The organism is Mesorhizobium loti R88b, assembly GCF_013170845.1.
GTDB classification, from domain to species: Bacteria; Pseudomonadota; Alphaproteobacteria; order Rhizobiales; family Rhizobiaceae; genus Mesorhizobium; species Mesorhizobium loti_B.
On sequence record NZ_CP033367.1, the window covers coordinates 1,156,359 to 1,174,409 of the forward strand.

Sequence of the window (18,051 nt, forward strand, 5' to 3'; positions counted from 1 at the left end):
CTGCGTTGGCCACGCGAGTGCCGAAGCGGCTTTTGCCCGCTCAACGCGGGTGTCCTCGGGCCTGGGCCATTCTTGATGCGCGTTATATCATGCATCGTCACGGAGCATAATCTGTGGCTTGTCCTGCTGGCGGCGCTGATGTGCGTCACAGGCTGCTGGGTAACGATCGGTCTCCTGGACCGCGCCAGGAAAACCGTCGGTGTGCAGATGCGCGGATGGTTGTTCCTGACCGCGGTCGCGGCCGGTTCCTCGATCTGGTGCACGCATTTCATCGCCATGCTGGCCTATCAGCCCGGCGCGCCGATCACCTTCGATCCGGCGCTCACCATGATATCCCTGGTCATCGCCATGATCGGAACCGGGGCGGGCTTCGGCCTTGCCCTGGACAAAGGCCGCGGTCTGGCGCCGGAATGGGGCGGATGCCTTGTCGGGCTGGCGATCTCGGCCATGCACTATACCGGCATGATGGCCTATCATGTGGCCGGCATCGTCGAGTGGGACGCCGTCTATGTCGTCGCGTCGCTGGTGATCGCGATGGCGTTCTCCGCCGTGGCGATCGGCCAGGCGGTGCGCCGGCCGCACCGCTGGTCGCACTATTTCGGCATCGGGCTTTTGGTGCTGGCGATTGTCGGCCTTCATTTCACGGCGATGGCGGCGGTGGCGGTAACGCCGATCTCCTTCATCACTACGGGCACCAATCCCGATATCCTCGAAGCGATGGCCGTCGCGGTCGCCGTGGTCGGCATGATCGTCGCGGCGACCGGCTTCGCCAGCTACCTGATCGACGAGCGCGGCCGGCTCGAGAGCTTCGAGCGGCTGCAGCATCTTGCCCTCAATGACGCGCTCACCGGGCTTGCCAACCGCGTCGCCTTCAACGACCGCCTCGACCATGAGATCGAGCAAGTGCGCGAGGATGACGAGACGATGACCGCGGTCATCGTCATCGATCTCGACCGCTTCAAGGAAATCAACGACCTCAGGGGACACGCCGCCGGCGACCAGGCGCTCAAGATCGTTGCCCGCAGGCTGGCGAAGCTGGCCGGCGACGGCGAGTTCGTCGCCCGGCTCGGCGGTGACGAATTTGCCGCCATCAAGCGCTTCAAGGACCAGAACGACCTGCTCGGCCTGGTGTCGCGCCTGGAAAAATCATTGTTCCAGCCCTTGCGGATCGACGATTTCGAGACAATCACCGGCGCCAGCATCGGCGTCGCCGTCTATCCGCGTGACGGCGCCGACCGCGAGAGGCTGGTCAGCAATGCGGATCTGGCCATGTACCGGGCCAAGAACGACGTGACGCGGGCCGTCTGCTTCTACGAATCGGCCATGGACGAGACGGCGCGGGCTCGCCGCGCGCTGGCCACCGACCTTCGCCTGGCGATCGAGCGCGGCGAGCTCTCGCTGCACTATCAGGTGCAGACCTCGGTTGCTACCGGTGCCACCTGTGGCTACGAGGCGCTGCTGCGCTGGACCCATCCCGTGCGCGGCATGGTGCCGCCTGTCGAATTCATTCCGATTGCCGAGGAGAACGGGTCTATCCTGGCGATCGGCGAATGGGTGCTGCGCACCGCCTGCCGCCAGGCTGCTTCCTGGAACAATGAGCACAAGATCGCTGTCAATCTGTCGCCGGTGCAACTTGCCCACGCCGATCTCGCCAAGCTCGTCCACCAGATCCTGATCGAAACCGGCCTGTCGCCGAAGCGTCTCGAACTCGAGCTCACCGAATCGACGATCGTCGCCGACAAGGTGCGCACGCTGCATGTGCTGCGCCAGATCAAGGCGCTGGGCGTAACAATTGCGATCGACGATTTCGGCACCGGCTATTCATCGCTCGACACGCTGCGCTCGTTTCCGTTCGACAAGATCAAGCTCGACCGCTCCTTCATGGCCGATGTCGAGCGCAGCCCGCAGGCCAAGGCGATCATCCGCGCCGTGCTGACACTGGGGCGCAGCCTCGACATTCCGGTGCTCGCCGAAGGCGTCGAGACCCATGTCCAGCTTACCATCCTGCAGGTCGAAGGCTGCAACGAGGCGCAAGGCTATTTCCTTGGCCGGCCCAAGCCGATCGACCAGATCCTGCTGGCCGGGGGTCCTGATGTCCAGGCGCACGTCATCGAGGGGCCCGTCAGGATACGGGCAGTCGCCGGCTGACGCTCGCCGTTTTCCCTGACGACTTCGACAGTGATGGTCTCCGCCCCTAGCGGAACTGTAGCTGCTGAAGCGTTTGTCGTGATGGATTACCGCTTATCTGGCGCCGGCGCGACGCATCTTGTATAGGCCTGCGCGTTCCCAGGGGCCGCCCATGTCCTTCATTCCCGATACCGCCACGCTGATCCAGTTCGCCATCGCCACCGTGATCCTGGCGATCACGCCCGGGCCTGATATGACCTTGTTTGTCTCGCGCACGCTGAGCCAGGGGCGCGCCGCCGGCTTCGCCTCGTTGGCAGGCGCGCTATGCGGCACGTTGATCCACACCACGCTGGTGGTGGTCGGCATCTCGGCGCTGATCGTCGCCTCGCCGATGGCCTTCTTCGTGCTGAAGATATTTGGCGCCGGCTATCTCGTCTTCCTGGCCTGGCAGGCGATCGCCAAGGGCTCGGCCTTTTCCCCGGAGAAGAAGACGGGCCCGCAAATCTCCCTGTTGCGCAGCTGGGCGGCGGGGCTCGGCGTCAATCTGCTCAACCCGAAGATCATCCTGTTCTTCATGACCTTTCTGCCGCAGTTCGTCTCGGCGCATGATCCGAACGCGCCGGGAAAGCTGTTCTTCCTCGGCGCCATGTTCATCGTGCTGTCGATTCCGGTGACGGCGCCGATGGTGCTGGCGGCGGAGAAATTCTCTGCGGCGATGAAGGCCAGCCCGCGCGTTACGCGGGTGGTCGACTATCTCTTCGCAGGCGTGTTCTCGGCCTTCGCGCTCAAGATCCTGACGGCCCAGGCGAAGTAGGGCTCGCGGTTTGCGCTGAAAGGATGGGTCAGCGCAACGCCCTTGCGGCATGCCGTGCCAGGGCTGCCGTTGCCGCGAGAGCGATCAGGGCGCAGACGCCCGGCCAGCCCCATTGCCCATAGGCCTTGACGCCAATCCATGAGCCGGCGCTTCCACCGAGAAAGGCGGAGGTCATGTAGGCGGTGTTCATTCTGCTGCGGGCCTCGGGGCGAAGGGCAAAGACGCGCGCCTGGTTGGCCGCCTGGCCACACTGCACCGCGAGGTCGAGGACAAGCATGCCGGCGGCCAGCGCCATCAGGCCGAAATGGGCTCCGAACTGACCGCCAAGAAGTATCGCTGCCGCCAGGATGGCCCCGGCAAAGGAAAGCCAATTGACGAAGTCCGAGCCCTTGCGGTCTATCAGCCGGCCGACGATTGGCGTGCACAGAACACTTGCCGCGCCGACCAGCGCGATCAATCCGACGGCCTGGCTGCCAAGGCCGTAAAGGGGGCCGCCAAGCACCAGAGCTATGCTGGTCCAGGCCGCGGTGAAACTGCCGAACATCAGTGCCTGATAGAAGCAGGATCGGCGCAGTTCCGGCTCCTGACGGAACAGGACGAAGGCCGCGGCGATCAGCGAAGGATAGCGCTGCGACGATGTCGGCGTGGTCTTCGGCAAGACGATGGCCAGCAGAACCGCGAACACGAGCAGCACGGACGCCGCGATGACGTAGGGTCCACGCCAACCCAGATGCTCGCCCAGGACCCCGCCAAAGGTTCGCGCCAGGAGAATGCCGCCCAGCAACCCGCTTAGAAGCGTGCCGGTGACGGCGCCCCGCCGTTCGGGTCCCACCAGCCCGGCCGCCATCGGTAACAGGATTTGCGGCACAACGGTCGTGAAACCCGTCACCAGGCTGGCAACAGCCAGGATCGAAAGTGTCGGCGCCCGGCTTGCAACCAGCAACGAAAGGGCCGTCAAGGTCAACAATGTTGCAACCAGGGGACGGTGGGACAGCCGGTCGCCCAAGGGGACCAACAGCAGCAGGCCCAAGGCATAGCCAAGCTGCGCCATTGTGACGACAGTGGCGGCGGCTTCAGGGGCGACATGCAGGTCCGATGCAATCAGCAGGGTTATGGCCTGCGGAAAGTAGATGGTGGCAACGCTTACACCACAGGCAATGGAAAGGATGAAGAGCACGCCAGCGCCGAGGCCCGAACGGCTCTGGCTGGTGGCCAAGCCTCCCGGGGGCGCGGCCGTCGCGACGGCCGCGCCCGTTCCTTCGATGTTATCCGACTGCGCACTCTGTGCCACCGCGAACCGCTCCAGTTGTTGGACGATCGACACAGAATAAGAGTTGCGATCCGGTGTCAAATAAATTATGTGTCAATTGACCAAGAAAGGGAGGTTGCATGGCAGGACGACCTCGGGAGTTCGACCGCAATGAAGCACTGGCAAAAGCGCGCGACGCGTTCTGGAGCCATGGCTATGAGGGCACCTCGATCAACGATCTGGTCGCGGCTCTTGGACTTGCATCGAGCCGCATCTACGCTGCTTTCGGCACCAAGGAAGAACTGTTTCGGGAGGCGGTCTTGCTCTATCGCGACGGCGAGGGTGGCCGGGCGATAAAGGCGCTGCAAGCCGGTTCGACCGTGACTGAAGGGATCGAACAGATGTTGCGGGTCGCCATTGCCACCTACACGCAACCGGGCCGGCCACGAGGCTGCATGGTCGTGATCGCGGCGGCAAACTGCTCGGCCGACAACGCGTCCGTCATGAACTGGCTGGCCGGCCACCGGCGCGCGCGGACCCAGGCCATCTTCGATCGCTTGCAGAAAGGCGTCGAGGACGGGGAACTTCCTCCGCTTGCCGATGTGGCGGCTCTGGCGGACTATTTCAGTGCGCTGATGTCTGGCTTCTCGACACAGGCACGGGATGGCGTATCGCGAGGCAAGCTGCTCGCGGTGATACCCATGGCCATGCGGGTGCTGCGGGAGCAGCAACACTGAAACCGGATTGATTGGCGCCCGGCGTCAGGTCTTACCTGTCGATCTGGCGTCGCCCTGCCACCAGCTTCCGGCCCAGCGCCCGGCACTCAGCCAGTAGAAGATGCCGCCGACCATACCGCCGCCGATCACCGCCATGATGGCGCTGGTGTCGGTCACCGCGAAGGTGGACTCTTGGGCGTGGTCGACGAGGCCGAGGAAAACGCCGGCGACCACGGCACCCGCCAGCGCATAGAACAGCCAGTCCCTCCGGCCGAGGATTTCGGCAATCAGGATGACGATCGCCGCCGGCATGAAGGCGAAATAGGCGACGAACAGGGCGACGAAGGGAATTGAAAAATACAGCGAAGCCGTCGCGACCGGCTGCGCGTCTTGCGGTGTAAAGCCGAGTGAGGCCAGGAACAGGATGTTGAGGAAAGCGCTCGCCGCCAGCGATGCGACGGCATAGCCGAACAGGATGATGGCAAGGCGCACGATATAGGCGACGAGACGGTTCATCCGGGATTCCGGTTCATGAGCTGGCCAGACTTGCGTCCAGCCAGAAGCCAGTAGACCGAACCGGCGGCGCTGCCGGCGGTGGCCAGAAAGCCGAGAAAGCCCGGGTTGAACACAAACCCCCCGGCCGAACCTGGTACGAAAACGCCAAAGGCGATGGAGGTGATCGCCCCGGTCACCGCGAAGTAGAACCAGCCTCGAAACGACCACCGTTCGGCGAGGAAGATCGCCGGGCCGACGATCAGCAGGGCGCAGACCGCCACGGTCAACACGGCGAGGGGGAAGGAGCCCAGCCAGTCGAAGGTGAAAACCAGGGACCAGTTGCCGTATTCGATCCCTTCCAGAAGGGTGATCAGCAGCACGGGCACCAGGATTGAGGTCAGCACAGCGGCGACATAACCGACTGCTATGGTGGCGATGCGCTGCGACCAGGCGACGAGACGGCTCACGCCTCGCCGTGCCCCGCGATCATCATGGCTTCCAGCGCCAGCCGGTCGACCTTGCGCATGCGCTCCGAGTCCGACTTCAGCTGACCGCAGGCGGCGAGGATGTCGCGGCCGCGCGGGGTGCGGATCGGCGAGGCATAGCCGGCATTGTTGATGTAGTCGGCGAACTTCTCGATCGTTTCCCAGTCCGAGCACTGGTAGTTGGTGCCCGGCCACGGGTTGAACGGGATCAGGTTGATCTTGGCCGGAATGCCCTTGAGCAGCTTGATCAGGCCCTTGGCGTCCTCGATGGAATCGTTGACGTCCTTCAGCATCACATATTCGAAGGTGATGCGCTTGGCGTTGGACAGGCCGGGATAGGCGCGGCAGGCGGCGATCAGCTCGCTCAGCGGATACTTCTTGTTGATCGGCACCAGGAGGTCGCGCAGATCGTCGTTGGTGGCGTGCAGCGAGATCGCCAGCATGACGCCGATCTCTTCGCCGGTGCGGAAGATTTCGGGCACAACGCCGGACGTCGACAGGGTGATGCGGCGCTTCGACAGGGAAAGGCCGTCACCGTCGGAAGCGATCAGCAGCGCCTTCTTCACCGCCTCGAAATTGTAGAGCGGCTCGCCCATGCCCATCATGACGATGTTGGACACTTTGCGACCTTCGGCCGGCACGATGGCGCCGTCCGGCGTATTGCGATCGGGGAAGTCGCCCAGCCGGTCGCGCGCGGTGAGCAATTGGGCGAGAATCTCTTCCGCCGTCAGATTGCGCACCAGCTTCTGTGTGCCGGTGTGGCAGAACGAGCAGGTCAGCGTGCAGCCGACCTGCGAGGAGATGCAGAGCGTGCCGCGGCCCTCCTCGGGGATGTAGACGGTCTCGATCTCGACCGGGCGGCCAGCGCCGCGCGGCGGAAAGCGGAACAGCCATTTGCGGGTGCCGTCGGAAGAGATCTGTTCCTCGACGATTTCGGGCCGCGCGACCGTAAAATGCTTGTCGAGCTCGGCGCGCAAATCCTTCGAGATATTGAGCATGCCGGGGAAGTCGGAAACGCCGCGCACATACATCCAGTGCCAGAGCTGCTGGGCGCGCATTTTTGCCTGGCGCTCCGGCACAATACCGGAGGCGACGAGCGCCTCACCGAGCTCGGCACGTGTCAGGCCGATCAGCGACGGCTTCTCGGGCGCGGCGCGGGCGCGCAACGCGTCGCGGGCACCCTCAGTGGTGAGGTCGAAGGAAAGGGTCATGGTTGCACAGATATAAGCGTTTTGCGGCCGATTTCATCCATCGTGCCTGATATGGAGCGCGGCGCATAGCACAGGTTGAGGGCGGAGTCATGCGGGGCGGACGCAACCCGAGCGCCCCGGCAATGGTTCAGCCACGAATAAGCTGGTCGACACATGGATCAGCCCCTTCAACTGACCGGCAGCCTTCTGTCCGTGTTCCCGCCGCACGTCGGACCCGATCACATAGTCGTGTTGCAGTAACGATCCCCGTCCCGCCTTCGAAGCCTGAAGGGGGCAACCATGCCCTTGCAAAATGGGAGTATGCTAAATGAACTCGATCAAGCTCGCCGTAGTTGCCGCCCTCGTCGGCCTTGCCATCCCGCAGGCTTTTGCCGAAGACGCAATGGGCACGATGACCATGATGAAAGGCGGGGAGGTGACGGCGATCATGCCGGACGGGCATATGGGCACCATGATGCCAGATGCAAAGATGGGCGCCGAGATGATGAAGATGGCCAAGCCGATCAAGCACTGCATGATGATGATCACCGATGCCAAGGGCAAAGCCTACATGATCGATACATCGACCAAGAAGGCCCAGGCCGAATGTGAAAAAATGGCCATGTGAGACCTGGATCCACAGGAAGCGCCCCCGCCGGCAGGAGCTGGCGGGAGCATCCTTCTCGACGAACACCGACGCTGCGCCGAGCCTCGGGCGACGTTCAGGACTAGCCTCTAAAGCGTCGGAGTATGCCAACAGCCGCTATCGCGGCCGAGGCCCTTTTTCAAATGATGGCGTGACAGCGACTTGATCCGACAGGCTTGATCGAGGTCATGTCTATGCTAGGGCTGGGCCTCCATTGCGAGGACAGTCATGGCCGGCACGCGAAAATATCCCATGCTGCGGCGCTCGCGCGCGATGTGGGGCTCGCTGCGGAAGTGGCAGCCGCGGCTGGTGTTTTGGGCCGGCGCGGTCTCGATCGGCGTCATCAGCGTGCTGTTTGCGGTGCTGGCCGACAAGGCGCAGGCGCTGTTCCATATGATGACAGGCGATGCCGGCGGCTGGCGCTTCTATCTGCCGCTCGGCATCACGCCGCTCGGCTTTGTGCTGTGCGCCTGGCTGGCGCAGACCTTCTTTCCCGGTTCACAAGGCAGCGGCATTCCACAGGCGATCGCCGCGCGCCATCTGCGTGACGAGGAGGATCGCAGCCACCTTCTGTCGTTGCGGCTGGCGGCGGGCAAGGTCGCGCTCACCATCGTCGGCCTGTTCTGCGGCGCTTCCATCGGCCGCGAAGGCCCGACTGTGCAGGTCGGCGCCTCTTTGATGCTGCAGGCAGCGCGCTGGGGCGGCATGGCGCAGGCACGCGGCCTGATCCTGGCCGGCTCGGCCGCCGGCATCGCCGCCGCCTTCAACACGCCGCTGGCCGGCATCGTCTTCGCCATCGAGGAGATGGGCCGCACCTATGAGGCGCGCACCAACGGGCTGGTGCTGACGGCGGTGATCCTGGCCGGCCTCGCCTCGCTCGGCCTGCTCGGCAACTACACCTATTTCGGCGTTTCGAAGGACACGATCGCGTTTGCCGCCGAATGGCCGCTGGTGATCGCCTGCGGCGTCATCGGCGGTGGCTTCGGTGCGCTGTTCTCGCTTTTGGCGCTGAAGACAACGCGGCGGATCCGGCGCTGGCACACGCAGCAGCCTCTGCGGCGCGCGCTGCTGGTGGCCGCTGTCTGCGGGCTCGGCGTGGCGGTGATCGGCATCGCCTCGGGCGGGCTGACCTTCGGTACCGGTTATGTGCAAGCGCGTGGTGCCGTCGAGGGCACGCCGCTGCCGTGGTTCTTCTTCGGGGAAAAATTCCTGGCCGGGCTGCTGTCGATGGTTTCGGGCATTCCCGGCGGCATCTTCGCGCCCTCGCTGGCGGTCGGCGCCGGCATCGGCAGTTCGCTCGGCCTGTTGTTCGGCGCCAGCACCGGTGCGGCTGTGCTGCTCGGCATGGCCGGCTATTTCGCCGGTGTCGTACAGGCGCCGATGACGGCTTTCGTCATCATCCTGGAGATGACCGGCAATCACGACAATGTCATTGCGCTGATGCTGGCCTCGATGCTGGGCTATGGCACGGCACGCATGATCTCGCACGAGCCGCTCTATCACGCGCTGTCACGCGTCTTCATCGCCGAGGCGATCCGGCGGCGGCGGGCGGAAGCGGAATCAGCGCAGGGCTGAGCGGCAAACCCTATTCAGGGGTCCCTGGCGCCTGCGGGAGGCGAACTTCACTGTTGCGCCAAAGGGAAAGATCTCCCTCATTTTCGATGTCGCCCTGGGAAGCGAGCGCTGCAATTCGCTCGCCGATTTCTTCATAGGACGCTTTCACGCCGGCTTTGCGAAGCACTTCATCTGACTTCATGATGATCATGGCGGTTTTCTGCCACCGCTCCATGACCATCTGCAGAATCGCGGCATCGATGTCGCGATTTGCCATTGACGCTATCCTATTTGCACTTGGCAATCGACGTCAGCGCCGCGGAGATGCCTTTCAGCGAGAAGACGTAGTTCGTGGGGTTGCCGCGGCCGGACTTGGCGGACACCTTCATGTCGGTGCCGGTCTTCATGGCGGCGATCAGAACCGGTTCCTCGGCGGCATTCTCGACCCAGGCCGACTTGCCGCGCGTGAACATCGAGAAGGACTTCTTGTCGATGGTGACGGTGGCTTTGGAGCCTTCCTGGAAATTGTAGCCGGCAATGAACTGCGGCTCGTAGGACACCTGCTGGCCGGGCCGCTGGCTGACGAAGAAGAACATGTCGCCATGGTCGAGCGTCGGTGGCTGCTTGTCGGTCGGCACGGTGAGCACGTAGCAGACCTTGCCGCCCGATGCCTGGTAGCTGTAGGTGCCCCAGGCATTGTGCTGGCCGATCTTGGTCGCCTGCTGCGCCAGCGCCGGCGCTGCGAAGGCCACCAGGGCCAGGCTCGAGACTAGTGCTATCAATCCGCGCATCGTTTTTCCCGTATTCCAAATGGTGCGGAGGCCGGCCGGCGTGGCGTCCTGCCTTCGCTTCATTTTGATTTAATCTGGGTTACCAAACGGTGAATTTCCCTCAACAAAAGGACGTTCACCGCAGGAAACCGCCACCATTCCCGCACCGCCGCCTTGTCAGCGGCCGGCGCGACGTCCCTTCGGCGACTTGGAGGCCACGAAAGCGGCAAGAGTTTGACTTTTTGGCCGGGCCTCGGAACGCCGGTATCCAGAGGGTATGTGCCGGATGGAGACGCTCAGCCCTTGTCGGCGATGGCGTCCTTGGCGGCCTGGCGATGCGCCGGCGTGATATGGGCGCTGACAGCGGTGATCGCGGCGGTCAGCACGGCGATGTCGTCGGTGAAGCCGATCCCGAAGATGAAGTCGGGGATGAGGTCGAAGGGCAGGACAAAATAGCCGAGCGCGGCCACCAATATGGCCTTGGCGCGCAGCGGCGTGTTCTTGTCCATGGCGCAGTAATAGGCAGCGACGACTTCTTCCATGAACGGAATCTGCCGCGCGGCCTTCTTGGCCGTGCGCCAGAATTTCTCGCGCACTTCGCCTTCGCCGCCGAGCTTGTCGCCAAAGCCGAAGAAATCAAAACCGGGTTGTTGCGCCATCAATATCTCCTCGCGGGTCTCATGCGCATTGTGGCGCACGCTCGCGAGGGAAAATGTGGTGAAAGGTGAGCCCGGCTGCAAGATGCGGACGCCCGATTTGGCGATTCCCCGCCTGCCCGTATGCAGGGACAGGTGGTGTTCAGCCGCCGAAGTAGCGGCTCATCTTCTTTGCCAGCGCGATGTCGAGCGCCGTGACGCCGCCGGCGTCGTGGGTGTTGAGCGTGACGTCCACGGTCTTGTAGACGTTTGACCAGTCGGGATGGTGGTCCATCTTCTCGGCTGCCAGCGCGACGCGGGTCATGAAGGCGAAGGCTTCGGAAAAATTGTTGAAGACGAAGCTGCGCTTGATCGAGGCGCCGTCCGTGGCCAGCGACCAGCCTCCGAGTTCGGCAAGGGCAGCGGTGATTGCGTCCTTGCTGAGTTTTTCTCTCGTCATGATGATTTCCCGTGCTATCTCGAATTTGAGCCTCACCATAATGCAAGTTGCCGAAAAGTGCTTTGCGGTTTTGGGGGTCCAAATGCACAAACGGCGCATATCGAATGAGCATAAAGCCGATAAAATCCATACTCTTCGTCTGCCTCGGCAACATCTGCCGCTCGCCATTGGCCGAAGGGGTGTTTCGCACCGTCCTGGCGGAACGCGGGCGCGACATGCTGCTGGACTCTGCCGCGACCAGCGGCTGGGAGGTCGGCTCGGCCCCCGATCCTCGTTCGATCGCGATTGCCTTGCATCACGGCATCGACATTTCCGGGCAGCGGGCACGCAAGGTCACGCCGCAGGATTTCTCCCGCTTCGACCTGATCCTCGGCATGGATCGCTCGAATGTCGCCGATCTCAAGGCGCTGGGTACGGCTGCGCGGGACCGGGTGCGACTTTTCCTGGAATTCGCGCACGGGCAGGCGCGCGACGTGCCCGATCCATACTATGACGGCCCGGAGGCTTTTGCCGAGGTCTACCGCATGATCCGTGAGGCGTCGGAGGCGCTGGCGACAAGGCTGGCGGCGCGGGCGTCGTTGCCCGACAGTGACCAGGCTTCCTCGACAATGTAAGGCCCACCGCCGACCGAATCGCGCGACGACATCAAGACGAAGCGGCCGATGCGGAACGGCAGCGTCGAGAAATTGCCGCGCGCCGACAGATATTGGGCGACATCCAGCGGGCTCGAATTGCGCAGTCTCGCAAGTGTGACATGCGGCATGAACTTGCGCGGATCGGCGGGAATGCCGAGCCGCTGGCAGATGCGGTCGATCTCGCCCTGAAGCGCGGCCAGATCGGGCGAGGTGGAAGCACCAGCCCACACCGCGTGCGGCTTTTTCTGGCCGAAAGCGCCGACGCCGGACAGGGTCAGCGAGAAGGACGGGCGGTGGACACGGTCGAGCGCGTTGGCGATCTCATCGGCTACGTGACCGGGAACATCGCCGATGAAGCGCAGCGTCATATGGTAGTTTTCGACATCGATCCAGCGGGCTCCGGGCAGGCCGCCCCGGAGCAGGGACAGCGAAAGGGCGGCGTCACGCGGAATTTCGAGGGCGGTGAAAAGACGCGGCATGAAGAGCCTCCCTTCCTCGAATCGAACTGTCACCTATAGCGAATCATCGATGGTCGAACGGATCAAGAGGTTTATTGGTCACAGGCTTTGCTAAAAACTTCCCTAACGGAAAGCGGTTCCGGAAGACGTCACGACCCGCCCGGCACTGCCGCTATGGCCTTCTCGACGGTGGGCAGGATGCGTTCGACCATCACGTCGACCCCGTGAGCGTTCGGATGCAGGCCATCCTCGAGCCGCAGGCCAGGCTGGCCGGCGACGCCGTCGAGGAAGAACGGATAGAGCGTGACATCGTATTTCTTCGCCAGGTCCGGAAAGATGGCGTCGAAGGCGGTCTGGTAGTCGGCGCCGAGATTGGGCGCGGCGCGCATGCCGGCCAGGAGCACGGCGATCTTGCGCTGTTTCAGCCTGCCCAGCATCTCGTCCAGGTTCTTGCGGGTGATTTCAGGTGCGACGCCGCGCAGCATGTCGTTGGCGCCGAGTTCGAGGATGACCAACTGGGTTCCGTCCGGCACCGACCAGTCGAGCCGCGCCAGGCCGCCGCTCGTGGTGTCGCCGGAAACACCGGCATTGGCAACGGTCACATCATGGCCCTTGGCACGCAGCGCTGCCTGGAGCTTGTCGGTAAACCCCTCGCCACGCCCGAGGCCGAAGCCCGCCATCAGGCTGTCACCGAAGCCGACGATCTTGAAGGGCTCGGCCCGCGCTGACGAAATGGCGCCGCAAACGGCGAGGAAAAGGATCAAGCCTGCGGCTATCTGGCGTTTGAAAGACATGCGGCAGGCCCCATATGACAGAAATTCTCTTCGGCTTCCGGCAAGCAAAGCCTTCACGCTCCCATATAGGACACTTTGATTTTGACAGAAGCCGTCATCGCGCTGAAAGACGTATCCCTGACGCTCGGCGAGGGCGCTTCATCAGTCCATGTGCTGAAGGGCGTCAGCCTCGAAGTGGCGCGCGGCGAGGCGACCGGCATCGTCGGCCCTTCTGGTTCCGGCAAGTCGACCCTTCTGATGGTTCTGGCAGGCCTGGAAAGGGTCGATTCGGGTACGGTACGAATCGCCGGCGAGCTGCTCAACGGCAAAAGCGAGGACCAGATTGCTTCGTTTCGTGGCCGAAACATTGGCATTGTGTTCCAGTCCTTCCACCTCATTCCCAATATGACGGCGCTCGAAAATGTCGCGGTGCCGCTGGAGCTGGCCGGCCACGCCGATCCGTTTTCGGTGGCGGCGCGCGAGCTGGCGGCTGTCGGCCTGAGTGACCGCGTCACCCATTATCCCGGCGAACTCTCGGGCGGCGAACAGCAGCGCGTGGCGATCGCGCGGGCACTGGCGCCGTCGCCGCGCATCCTGATCGCCGACGAGCCGACCGGCAATCTCGACCAGGCGACGGGGCGGCAGGTCGCCGACCTGCTGTTCGCCAAGGCGGCCGAACGCGGCATGACGCTGGTGCTGGTCACCCATGATCCCACGCTCGCGGCGCGCTGCTCGCGCCAAGTGTCGATGCGCTCGGGACAGATCGAGGCGCCGGCGACGCTCAAGGTCACCGCTTGATGCCGCTGGCACAGACGTTGAAGCTTGCCGTCCGCTTCTCGTTGCGCGAGATGCGCGGCGGCCTGTCCGGGTTCCTGATCTTCCTCGCCTGCATCGCGCTTGGCGTCGCGGCGATCGGCGGCGTCAATTCGGTGGCGCGCTCGATCAGTGCCGGTGTCGCCGATCAAGGCCAGACGCTGCTTGGCGGCGATCTTCGCTTCGAGATAAACCAGCGCGACGCCAGCCAGGCCGAGCGCGGCTTTCTCGACGGGCTGGGCACCGTTTCGCGCACCGCCAGCATGCGTTCGATGGCGCGTCTTGCCGACGGGTCGGACCAGGCACTGGTCGAGGCCAAGGCGGTCGACGATGCCTATCCGCTCTATGGCGCGCTGGAAACCGAGCCGAAGCTGTCGAAGCAGGACCTGTTCGGCGAGCAATCCGGTGTTTTCGGCGCCGCCGCACCCGATCTGCTGTTCGAACGGCTGCATCTCAAGCTCGGCGACCGGCTGAAGCTCGGCACCGCCACCTTCGAACTGCGCGCCACGCTGGTCACCGAGCCTGATGCCGTGTCCGACGGTTTCGGTTTCGCGCCAAGGCTGATGATCTCGACCGAGGGCCTGGCCGCGACCGGGCTGATCCAGCCGGGCAGCCTGGTCGAAAATGCCTACAAGATCCGCTTGCCCGCCGACGCCGATGAGGCGCGGCTCAAGGCGATCCAGGATCAGGCCGCGAAAGATTTTCCGGAGGCCGGCTGGTCGATCCGCACGCGCGACAATGCGGCACCGGCGCTGTCCTCCAACATCGAACGTTTCTCGCAGTTCCTAACGCTGGTCGGTCTGACGGCGCTGGTGGTCGGCGGCGTCGGCGTCGCCAATGCGGTGCGCGCCTATCTCGACGGCAAACGCGGCGTCATCGCCACCTTCAAGAGCTTAGGTGCTTCCGGCGGCTTCGTCTTTGCCGTCTATCTCGTGCAGATCCTGATCATTGCCGCGTTGGGCATCCTGCTCGGCCTCGTGCTCGGCGCGCTGATGCCGTTCGTGGCGAGTGCTGCGCTCCAGTCCGTCATTCCGGTGCCGGCGCAAGGTGGTTTCTATCCCGGCGCGCTCGGCATGGCGGCACTGTTTGGCCTGCTGGTGACGCTGGCCTTCGCGCTGCTGCCGCTCGGCCGCGCCCGCGACGTGCCGGCCACCGCGCTGTTTCGCGAGATGGGGCTGGAAGGCCGTGGCCAGCCGCGCCTCGTCTATGTCGCTTCGGCGCTCGGCATCGCGCTGATCCTGGCGGCGCTGGCGATCCTGTTTTCGGGCGACCAGCGCATCGCCTCGATCTTCGTCGGCGCCACCATCTTCGCCTTCCTGGTGTTGCGCCTGGTCGGGGCGCTGGTGCAGTGGGTCGCGAAAAAGAGCCCGCGCGTGCGCTTCGTGGCGCTCAGGCTCGCCGTTGGCAACATCCACCGGCCGGGCGCCCTGACGCCATCGGTGGTGCTGTCGCTGGGGCTCGGCCTGACGCTGCTGGTGACGCTGGCGCTGATCGACGGGAATCTGCGGCAGCAGATCTCCGGCAGCCTTCCGGAGCGGGCGCCGAACTTCTTCTTCGTCGACATCCAGAGCAGCGATGTCGATGCGTTCACCGCGCTGGTCGGCAAGGAGGCGCCACAGGGAACCCTTGCCAAGGTGCCGATGCTGCGTGGCCGGGTGATGGCGCTGAACGGCGTCGATGTCGACAAGGTCAAGGTGCCGGCCGAAGGCGCCTGGGTGCTGAAAGGCGATCGCGGCCTGACCTATGACGCCAAACAACCGCAAAATGCGACCCTGACCGAAGGCAGCTGGTGGCAGGCTGATTATAGCGGCGAACCGCTGGTCTCGTTCTCGGCCCAGGAAGGCAAGCAGATCGGGCTGAAGCTTGGCGACACCGTCACCGTCAATGTGCTTGGCCGCAACGTGACGGCCAGGATCGCCAATTTCCGGGAGGTCCAGTGGGAGACGATGGGCATCAATTTCGTCATGGTGTTCTCGCCCAACACATTCGCGGGCGCCCCGCATGGCTGGATGGCGACGCTGACCGAGAAGACTGCCACCACGGCCGACGACGCCCGGATCCTCAATGCCGTCACGCGCGCCTTCCCGGCGGTGACGACGGTGCGGGTCAAGGATGCGCTCGATGTCGTCAACCGGCTGGTCGGCCAACTCGGCACGGCGATCCGGGCCGCGGCCGGCGTGGCACTGATCGCTTCGGTGCTGGTGCTGGCCGGCGCGCTCGCGGCGGGAAATCGGGCGCGCATCCACGACGCCGTGGTGCTGAAGACGCTGGGCGCCACCAGGCGAACGCTGATCGCGGCATTCTCCCTGGAATACATATTGATCGGACTGGCCACTGCCATCTTCGCACTGGCCGCCGGTGGCATCGCGGCCTGGTATATTGTCGCCCGCATCATGACGCTGCCATCGCATTTCATGCCCGAAGTGGCGGTGGCGACCATCGTGTTTTCGCTGGTCATCACGGTCGGCATCGGCCTTGCCGGCACTTGGCGGGTGCTTGGTCAAAAGGCGGCACCGGTGCTGCGCGAGCTGTGATTTCAGGGCCGGAGCGGCCATCCCGGATTAAATCTTGGTAAGGATGGGGTTCGGAAAGCCGGGGAATCGGCATTTCAGTCTCTCACGAACCGTTACATCCGGTTACGGTCTTGTTCTTGACGCGAATAACCATCATATTTCGCCACAGGCATGCTGGAGTCCCGCCAGCGGCGCCTGGGTCCGTAAGAGGCCCGACACCGGACGGGACAGAAGCAATAGAGGATTCCAATGGCTGATCCCATTCGCAATTATCAGACGTCGGCAGTGCCCGGCGTCCGCGCCGACATCGATCAGGGTCTGCGCGCCTATATGATCAAGGTCTACAATCTGATGGGGCTTGGCCTCCTTATCACCGGCCTTGTCGCCGTCGGCACGATCATGCTGGCTACGACGAACGATCCGGCCTCGGCTATCGCGACGCTGTCCAGCGGCGAGATGCTGACCTCTTTCGGTGTCGCGATCTTCGCCTCGCCGTTGAAGTGGGTAGTTATCTTTGCCCCTCTCGCGCTCGTTTTCTTCATGCAGGCTCGCCTCCAGTCGATGAGCGTTTCGGCGGCTCAGACGACCTTCTGGATCTTTGCCGGTCTGATTGGTCTGTCGCTGTCGTCGATCTTCCTGGTCTACACCACGGCAAGCATCTCGCAGACCTTCTTCGCTACCGCTGCCGGGTTCGGTGCGCTCTCGCTCTATGGCTACACCACCAAGCGCGATCTTTCGGGACTTGGCTCGTTTTTGATGATGGGCTTGATTGGCTTGATCATCGCGTCGGTGATCAACCTCTTTTTGCATTCTTCGGCGCTCACATTCGCTGTGTCGGCAGTCGGTGTACTCGTCTTTGCGGGCTTCACCGCCTACGACACACAGAGCATCAAGGAACTGTACTACGAGGGTGACGCTTCCGATGTCGCCGGCCGCAAGGCCATCATGGGCGCACTGAAGCTCTATCTCGACTTCATCAACCTGTTCACGTTCCTGCTGCAGCTCATGGGCGACCGCCGCTAAGGCCTGGTTCGCATCATGGTCTGACTGGACCATCAACTTCCGGAAGGGCGGCCCAACGGCCGCCCTTTTCTTTTGTGCCGGCCTTTGCTGTTATTGCGGGCAGATAGAAGGCTTGCATAAAGAATGAGCAGTATTGTGATTCGGACGGCCAGCGCGGCCGACCTCGACACCATCACCGAAATCTATGCCGACGCGGTCCAGCATGGCACGGCGAGCTATGAGCTGGAGGCGCCAAGCCGCGCCGAGATGGGCACGCGATTCGAGACGCTCACGGCCGGCGGCTTTCCCTATCTGGTGGCGGAAAAGGACGGTGCGGTGCTTGGCTATGCCTATGCCGGCGCCTTCCGGCCGCGTCCGGCCTATCGCTTCATCGTGGAGGATTCGGTCTATGTCGCGCCTGACGCCAAGGGCCAGGGCGTCGGCCTCAAGCTGATGCAGGCCTTGATCGCAGCGGCCGAGGCAGCGGGCTTTCGCCAGATCGTCGCGGTGATCGGCGAAGGCCATCCCGACAGCGCCTCGGTCAAGCTGCACGAAAAGCTCGGCTTTCGCCATTCGGGCCGGCTCGAAGGTTCCGGCTACAAGCACGGACGCTGGCTGGATACGGTGTTCATGCAGCTGTCGCTGAACGGCGGGGCGTCAGTTCCGCCCGATCCAGACTCATTGCCCGAGCAAAAATTTCTCAAGCAAAAATAACA

General features: G+C 63.7%; 20 protein-coding genes. 10 read left to right on the forward strand and 10 right to left on the reverse strand.

Going from position 1 to position 18,051, the window contains the following annotated elements; genetic code table 11:
• The first annotated feature begins 75 nt into the window (after positions 1–75).
• Both EB235_RS05540 and EB235_RS05545 read left to right on the forward strand, forming a co-directional pair.
• Positions 76–2,148, forward strand: a complete 2,073-nt coding sequence (locus EB235_RS05540) for a putative bifunctional diguanylate cyclase/phosphodiesterase (protein WP_051429718.1) — start codon at positions 76–78, stop codon at positions 2,146–2,148.
• 151 nt (positions 2,149–2,299) lie between these two features.
• Positions 2,300–2,941: a LysE family translocator gene (locus tag EB235_RS05545; RefSeq protein ID WP_027031954.1), complete on the forward strand. Its 642-nt coding sequence runs from the start codon at positions 2,300–2,302 to the stop codon at positions 2,939–2,941.
• 28 nt (positions 2,942–2,969) lie between these two features.
• Here the strand turns inward: EB235_RS05545 and EB235_RS05550 are convergent, their stop codons facing one another.
• A complete protein-coding gene (locus EB235_RS05550) occupies positions 2,970–4,157 on the reverse strand; it encodes an MFS transporter (protein ID WP_051429869.1) in 1,188 nt (395 codons plus the stop codon).
• Between the two features lie 173 nt (positions 4,158–4,330).
• On the opposite strand from EB235_RS05550, the gene EB235_RS05555 reads away from it, so the two are divergent.
• Positions 4,331–4,927, forward strand: a complete 597-nt coding sequence (locus EB235_RS05555; RefSeq protein WP_027031953.1) for a TetR/AcrR family transcriptional regulator — start codon at positions 4,331–4,333, stop codon at positions 4,925–4,927.
• 24 nt (positions 4,928–4,951) lie between these two features.
• Here EB235_RS05555 and EB235_RS05560 read toward each other — a convergent pair whose 3' ends face one another.
• From EB235_RS05560 to rlmN, 3 genes are read right to left on the reverse strand one after another with little or no spacing between them, the layout of a single operon-like run.
• Positions 4,952–5,422: a hypothetical protein gene (locus EB235_RS05560; protein WP_027031952.1), complete on the reverse strand. Its 471-nt coding sequence runs from the start codon at positions 5,420–5,422 to the stop codon at positions 4,952–4,954.
• Entirely contained in the window at positions 5,419–5,868 is a 450-nt protein-coding gene (locus EB235_RS05565) for a hypothetical protein (RefSeq protein WP_027031951.1), read from the reverse strand. The genes EB235_RS05560 and EB235_RS05565 overlap by 4 nt, the downstream gene beginning before the upstream one ends.
• Positions 5,865–7,097 (reverse strand): 23S rRNA (adenine(2503)-C(2))-methyltransferase RlmN, encoded by a 1,233-nt coding sequence (rlmN, locus tag EB235_RS05570; RefSeq protein WP_027031950.1) that lies wholly within the window; start codon positions 7,095–7,097, stop codon positions 5,865–5,867. The genes EB235_RS05565 and rlmN overlap by 4 nt, the downstream gene beginning before the upstream one ends.
• A gap of 307 nt (positions 7,098–7,404) precedes the next feature.
• Here rlmN and EB235_RS05575 point away from each other — a divergent pair, with 307 nt between their 5' ends.
• Complete coding sequence (locus EB235_RS05575) at positions 7,405–7,704, forward strand: hypothetical protein (RefSeq protein ID WP_027031949.1); 300 nt, start codon at positions 7,405–7,407, stop codon at positions 7,702–7,704.
• A gap of 246 nt (positions 7,705–7,950) precedes the next feature.
• Positions 7,951–9,297, forward strand: a complete 1,347-nt coding sequence (locus EB235_RS05580; RefSeq protein ID WP_032925684.1) for a chloride channel protein — start codon at positions 7,951–7,953, stop codon at positions 9,295–9,297.
• 10 nt (positions 9,298–9,307) lie between these two features.
• Here EB235_RS05580 and EB235_RS05585 read toward each other — a convergent pair whose 3' ends face one another.
• The 4 genes from EB235_RS05585 to EB235_RS05600 all read right to left on the reverse strand — a co-directional run bounded on the left by EB235_RS05585 (position 9,308) and on the right by EB235_RS05600 (position 11,141).
• The gene (locus EB235_RS05585; protein ID WP_027031947.1) at positions 9,308–9,553 is read right to left on the reverse strand and encodes a DUF3658 domain-containing protein; all 246 of its coding nucleotides are present in this window, start codon (positions 9,551–9,553) and stop codon (positions 9,308–9,310) included.
• A gap of 10 nt (positions 9,554–9,563) precedes the next feature.
• Positions 9,564–10,067 (reverse strand): invasion associated locus B family protein, encoded by a 504-nt coding sequence (locus tag EB235_RS05590; protein ID WP_027031946.1) that lies wholly within the window; start codon positions 10,065–10,067, stop codon positions 9,564–9,566.
• Positions 10,068–10,342: 275 nt separating this feature from the next.
• Positions 10,343–10,705: a YkvA family protein gene (locus tag EB235_RS05595; protein WP_027031945.1), complete on the reverse strand. Its 363-nt coding sequence runs from the start codon at positions 10,703–10,705 to the stop codon at positions 10,343–10,345.
• 139 nt (positions 10,706–10,844) lie between these two features.
• Positions 10,845–11,141, reverse strand: a complete 297-nt coding sequence (locus EB235_RS05600; protein ID WP_027031944.1) for a 4a-hydroxytetrahydrobiopterin dehydratase — start codon at positions 11,139–11,141, stop codon at positions 10,845–10,847.
• Positions 11,142–11,245: 104 nt separating this feature from the next.
• On the opposite strand from EB235_RS05600, the gene EB235_RS05605 reads away from it, so the two are divergent.
• Positions 11,246–11,755 (forward strand): low molecular weight protein-tyrosine-phosphatase, encoded by a 510-nt coding sequence (locus tag EB235_RS05605; protein WP_080680865.1) that lies wholly within the window; start codon positions 11,246–11,248, stop codon positions 11,753–11,755.
• Here EB235_RS05605 and thpR read toward each other — a convergent pair.
• Positions 11,659–12,255, reverse strand: a complete 597-nt coding sequence (gene thpR / locus EB235_RS05610; RefSeq protein ID WP_027031943.1) for an RNA 2',3'-cyclic phosphodiesterase — start codon at positions 12,253–12,255, stop codon at positions 11,659–11,661. The genes EB235_RS05605 and thpR overlap by 97 nt on opposite strands.
• 128 nt (positions 12,256–12,383) lie before the next feature.
• Positions 12,384–13,028 carry an arylesterase gene (locus EB235_RS05615; protein ID WP_027031942.1) on the reverse strand — a complete coding sequence of 215 codons (645 nt, stop codon included), beginning with the start codon at positions 13,026–13,028 and terminating at the stop codon, positions 12,384–12,386.
• Positions 13,029–13,109: 81 nt separating this feature from the next.
• Between EB235_RS05615 and EB235_RS05620 the strand changes: the two genes are divergently transcribed.
• The 4 genes from EB235_RS05620 to EB235_RS05635 all read left to right on the forward strand — a co-directional run bounded on the left by EB235_RS05620 (position 13,110) and on the right by EB235_RS05635 (position 18,049).
• Positions 13,110–13,805, forward strand: coding sequence for an ABC transporter ATP-binding protein (locus EB235_RS05620; protein ID WP_027031941.1), 696 nt, complete (start codon positions 13,110–13,112; stop codon positions 13,803–13,805).
• Complete coding sequence (locus EB235_RS05625; RefSeq protein WP_027031940.1) at positions 13,805–16,354, forward strand: ABC transporter permease; 2,550 nt, start codon at positions 13,805–13,807, stop codon at positions 16,352–16,354. Before EB235_RS05620 ends, EB235_RS05625 begins: the two co-directional genes overlap by 1 nt.
• A gap of 228 nt (positions 16,355–16,582) precedes the next feature.
• Complete coding sequence (locus tag EB235_RS05630) at positions 16,583–17,356, forward strand: Bax inhibitor-1/YccA family protein (RefSeq protein WP_027031939.1); 774 nt, start codon at positions 16,583–16,585, stop codon at positions 17,354–17,356.
• 123 nt (positions 17,357–17,479) lie between these two features.
• Positions 17,480–18,049: a GNAT family N-acetyltransferase gene (locus EB235_RS05635; protein WP_027031938.1), complete on the forward strand. Its 570-nt coding sequence runs from the start codon at positions 17,480–17,482 to the stop codon at positions 18,047–18,049.
• Positions 18,050–18,051: the final 2 nt, after the last annotated feature.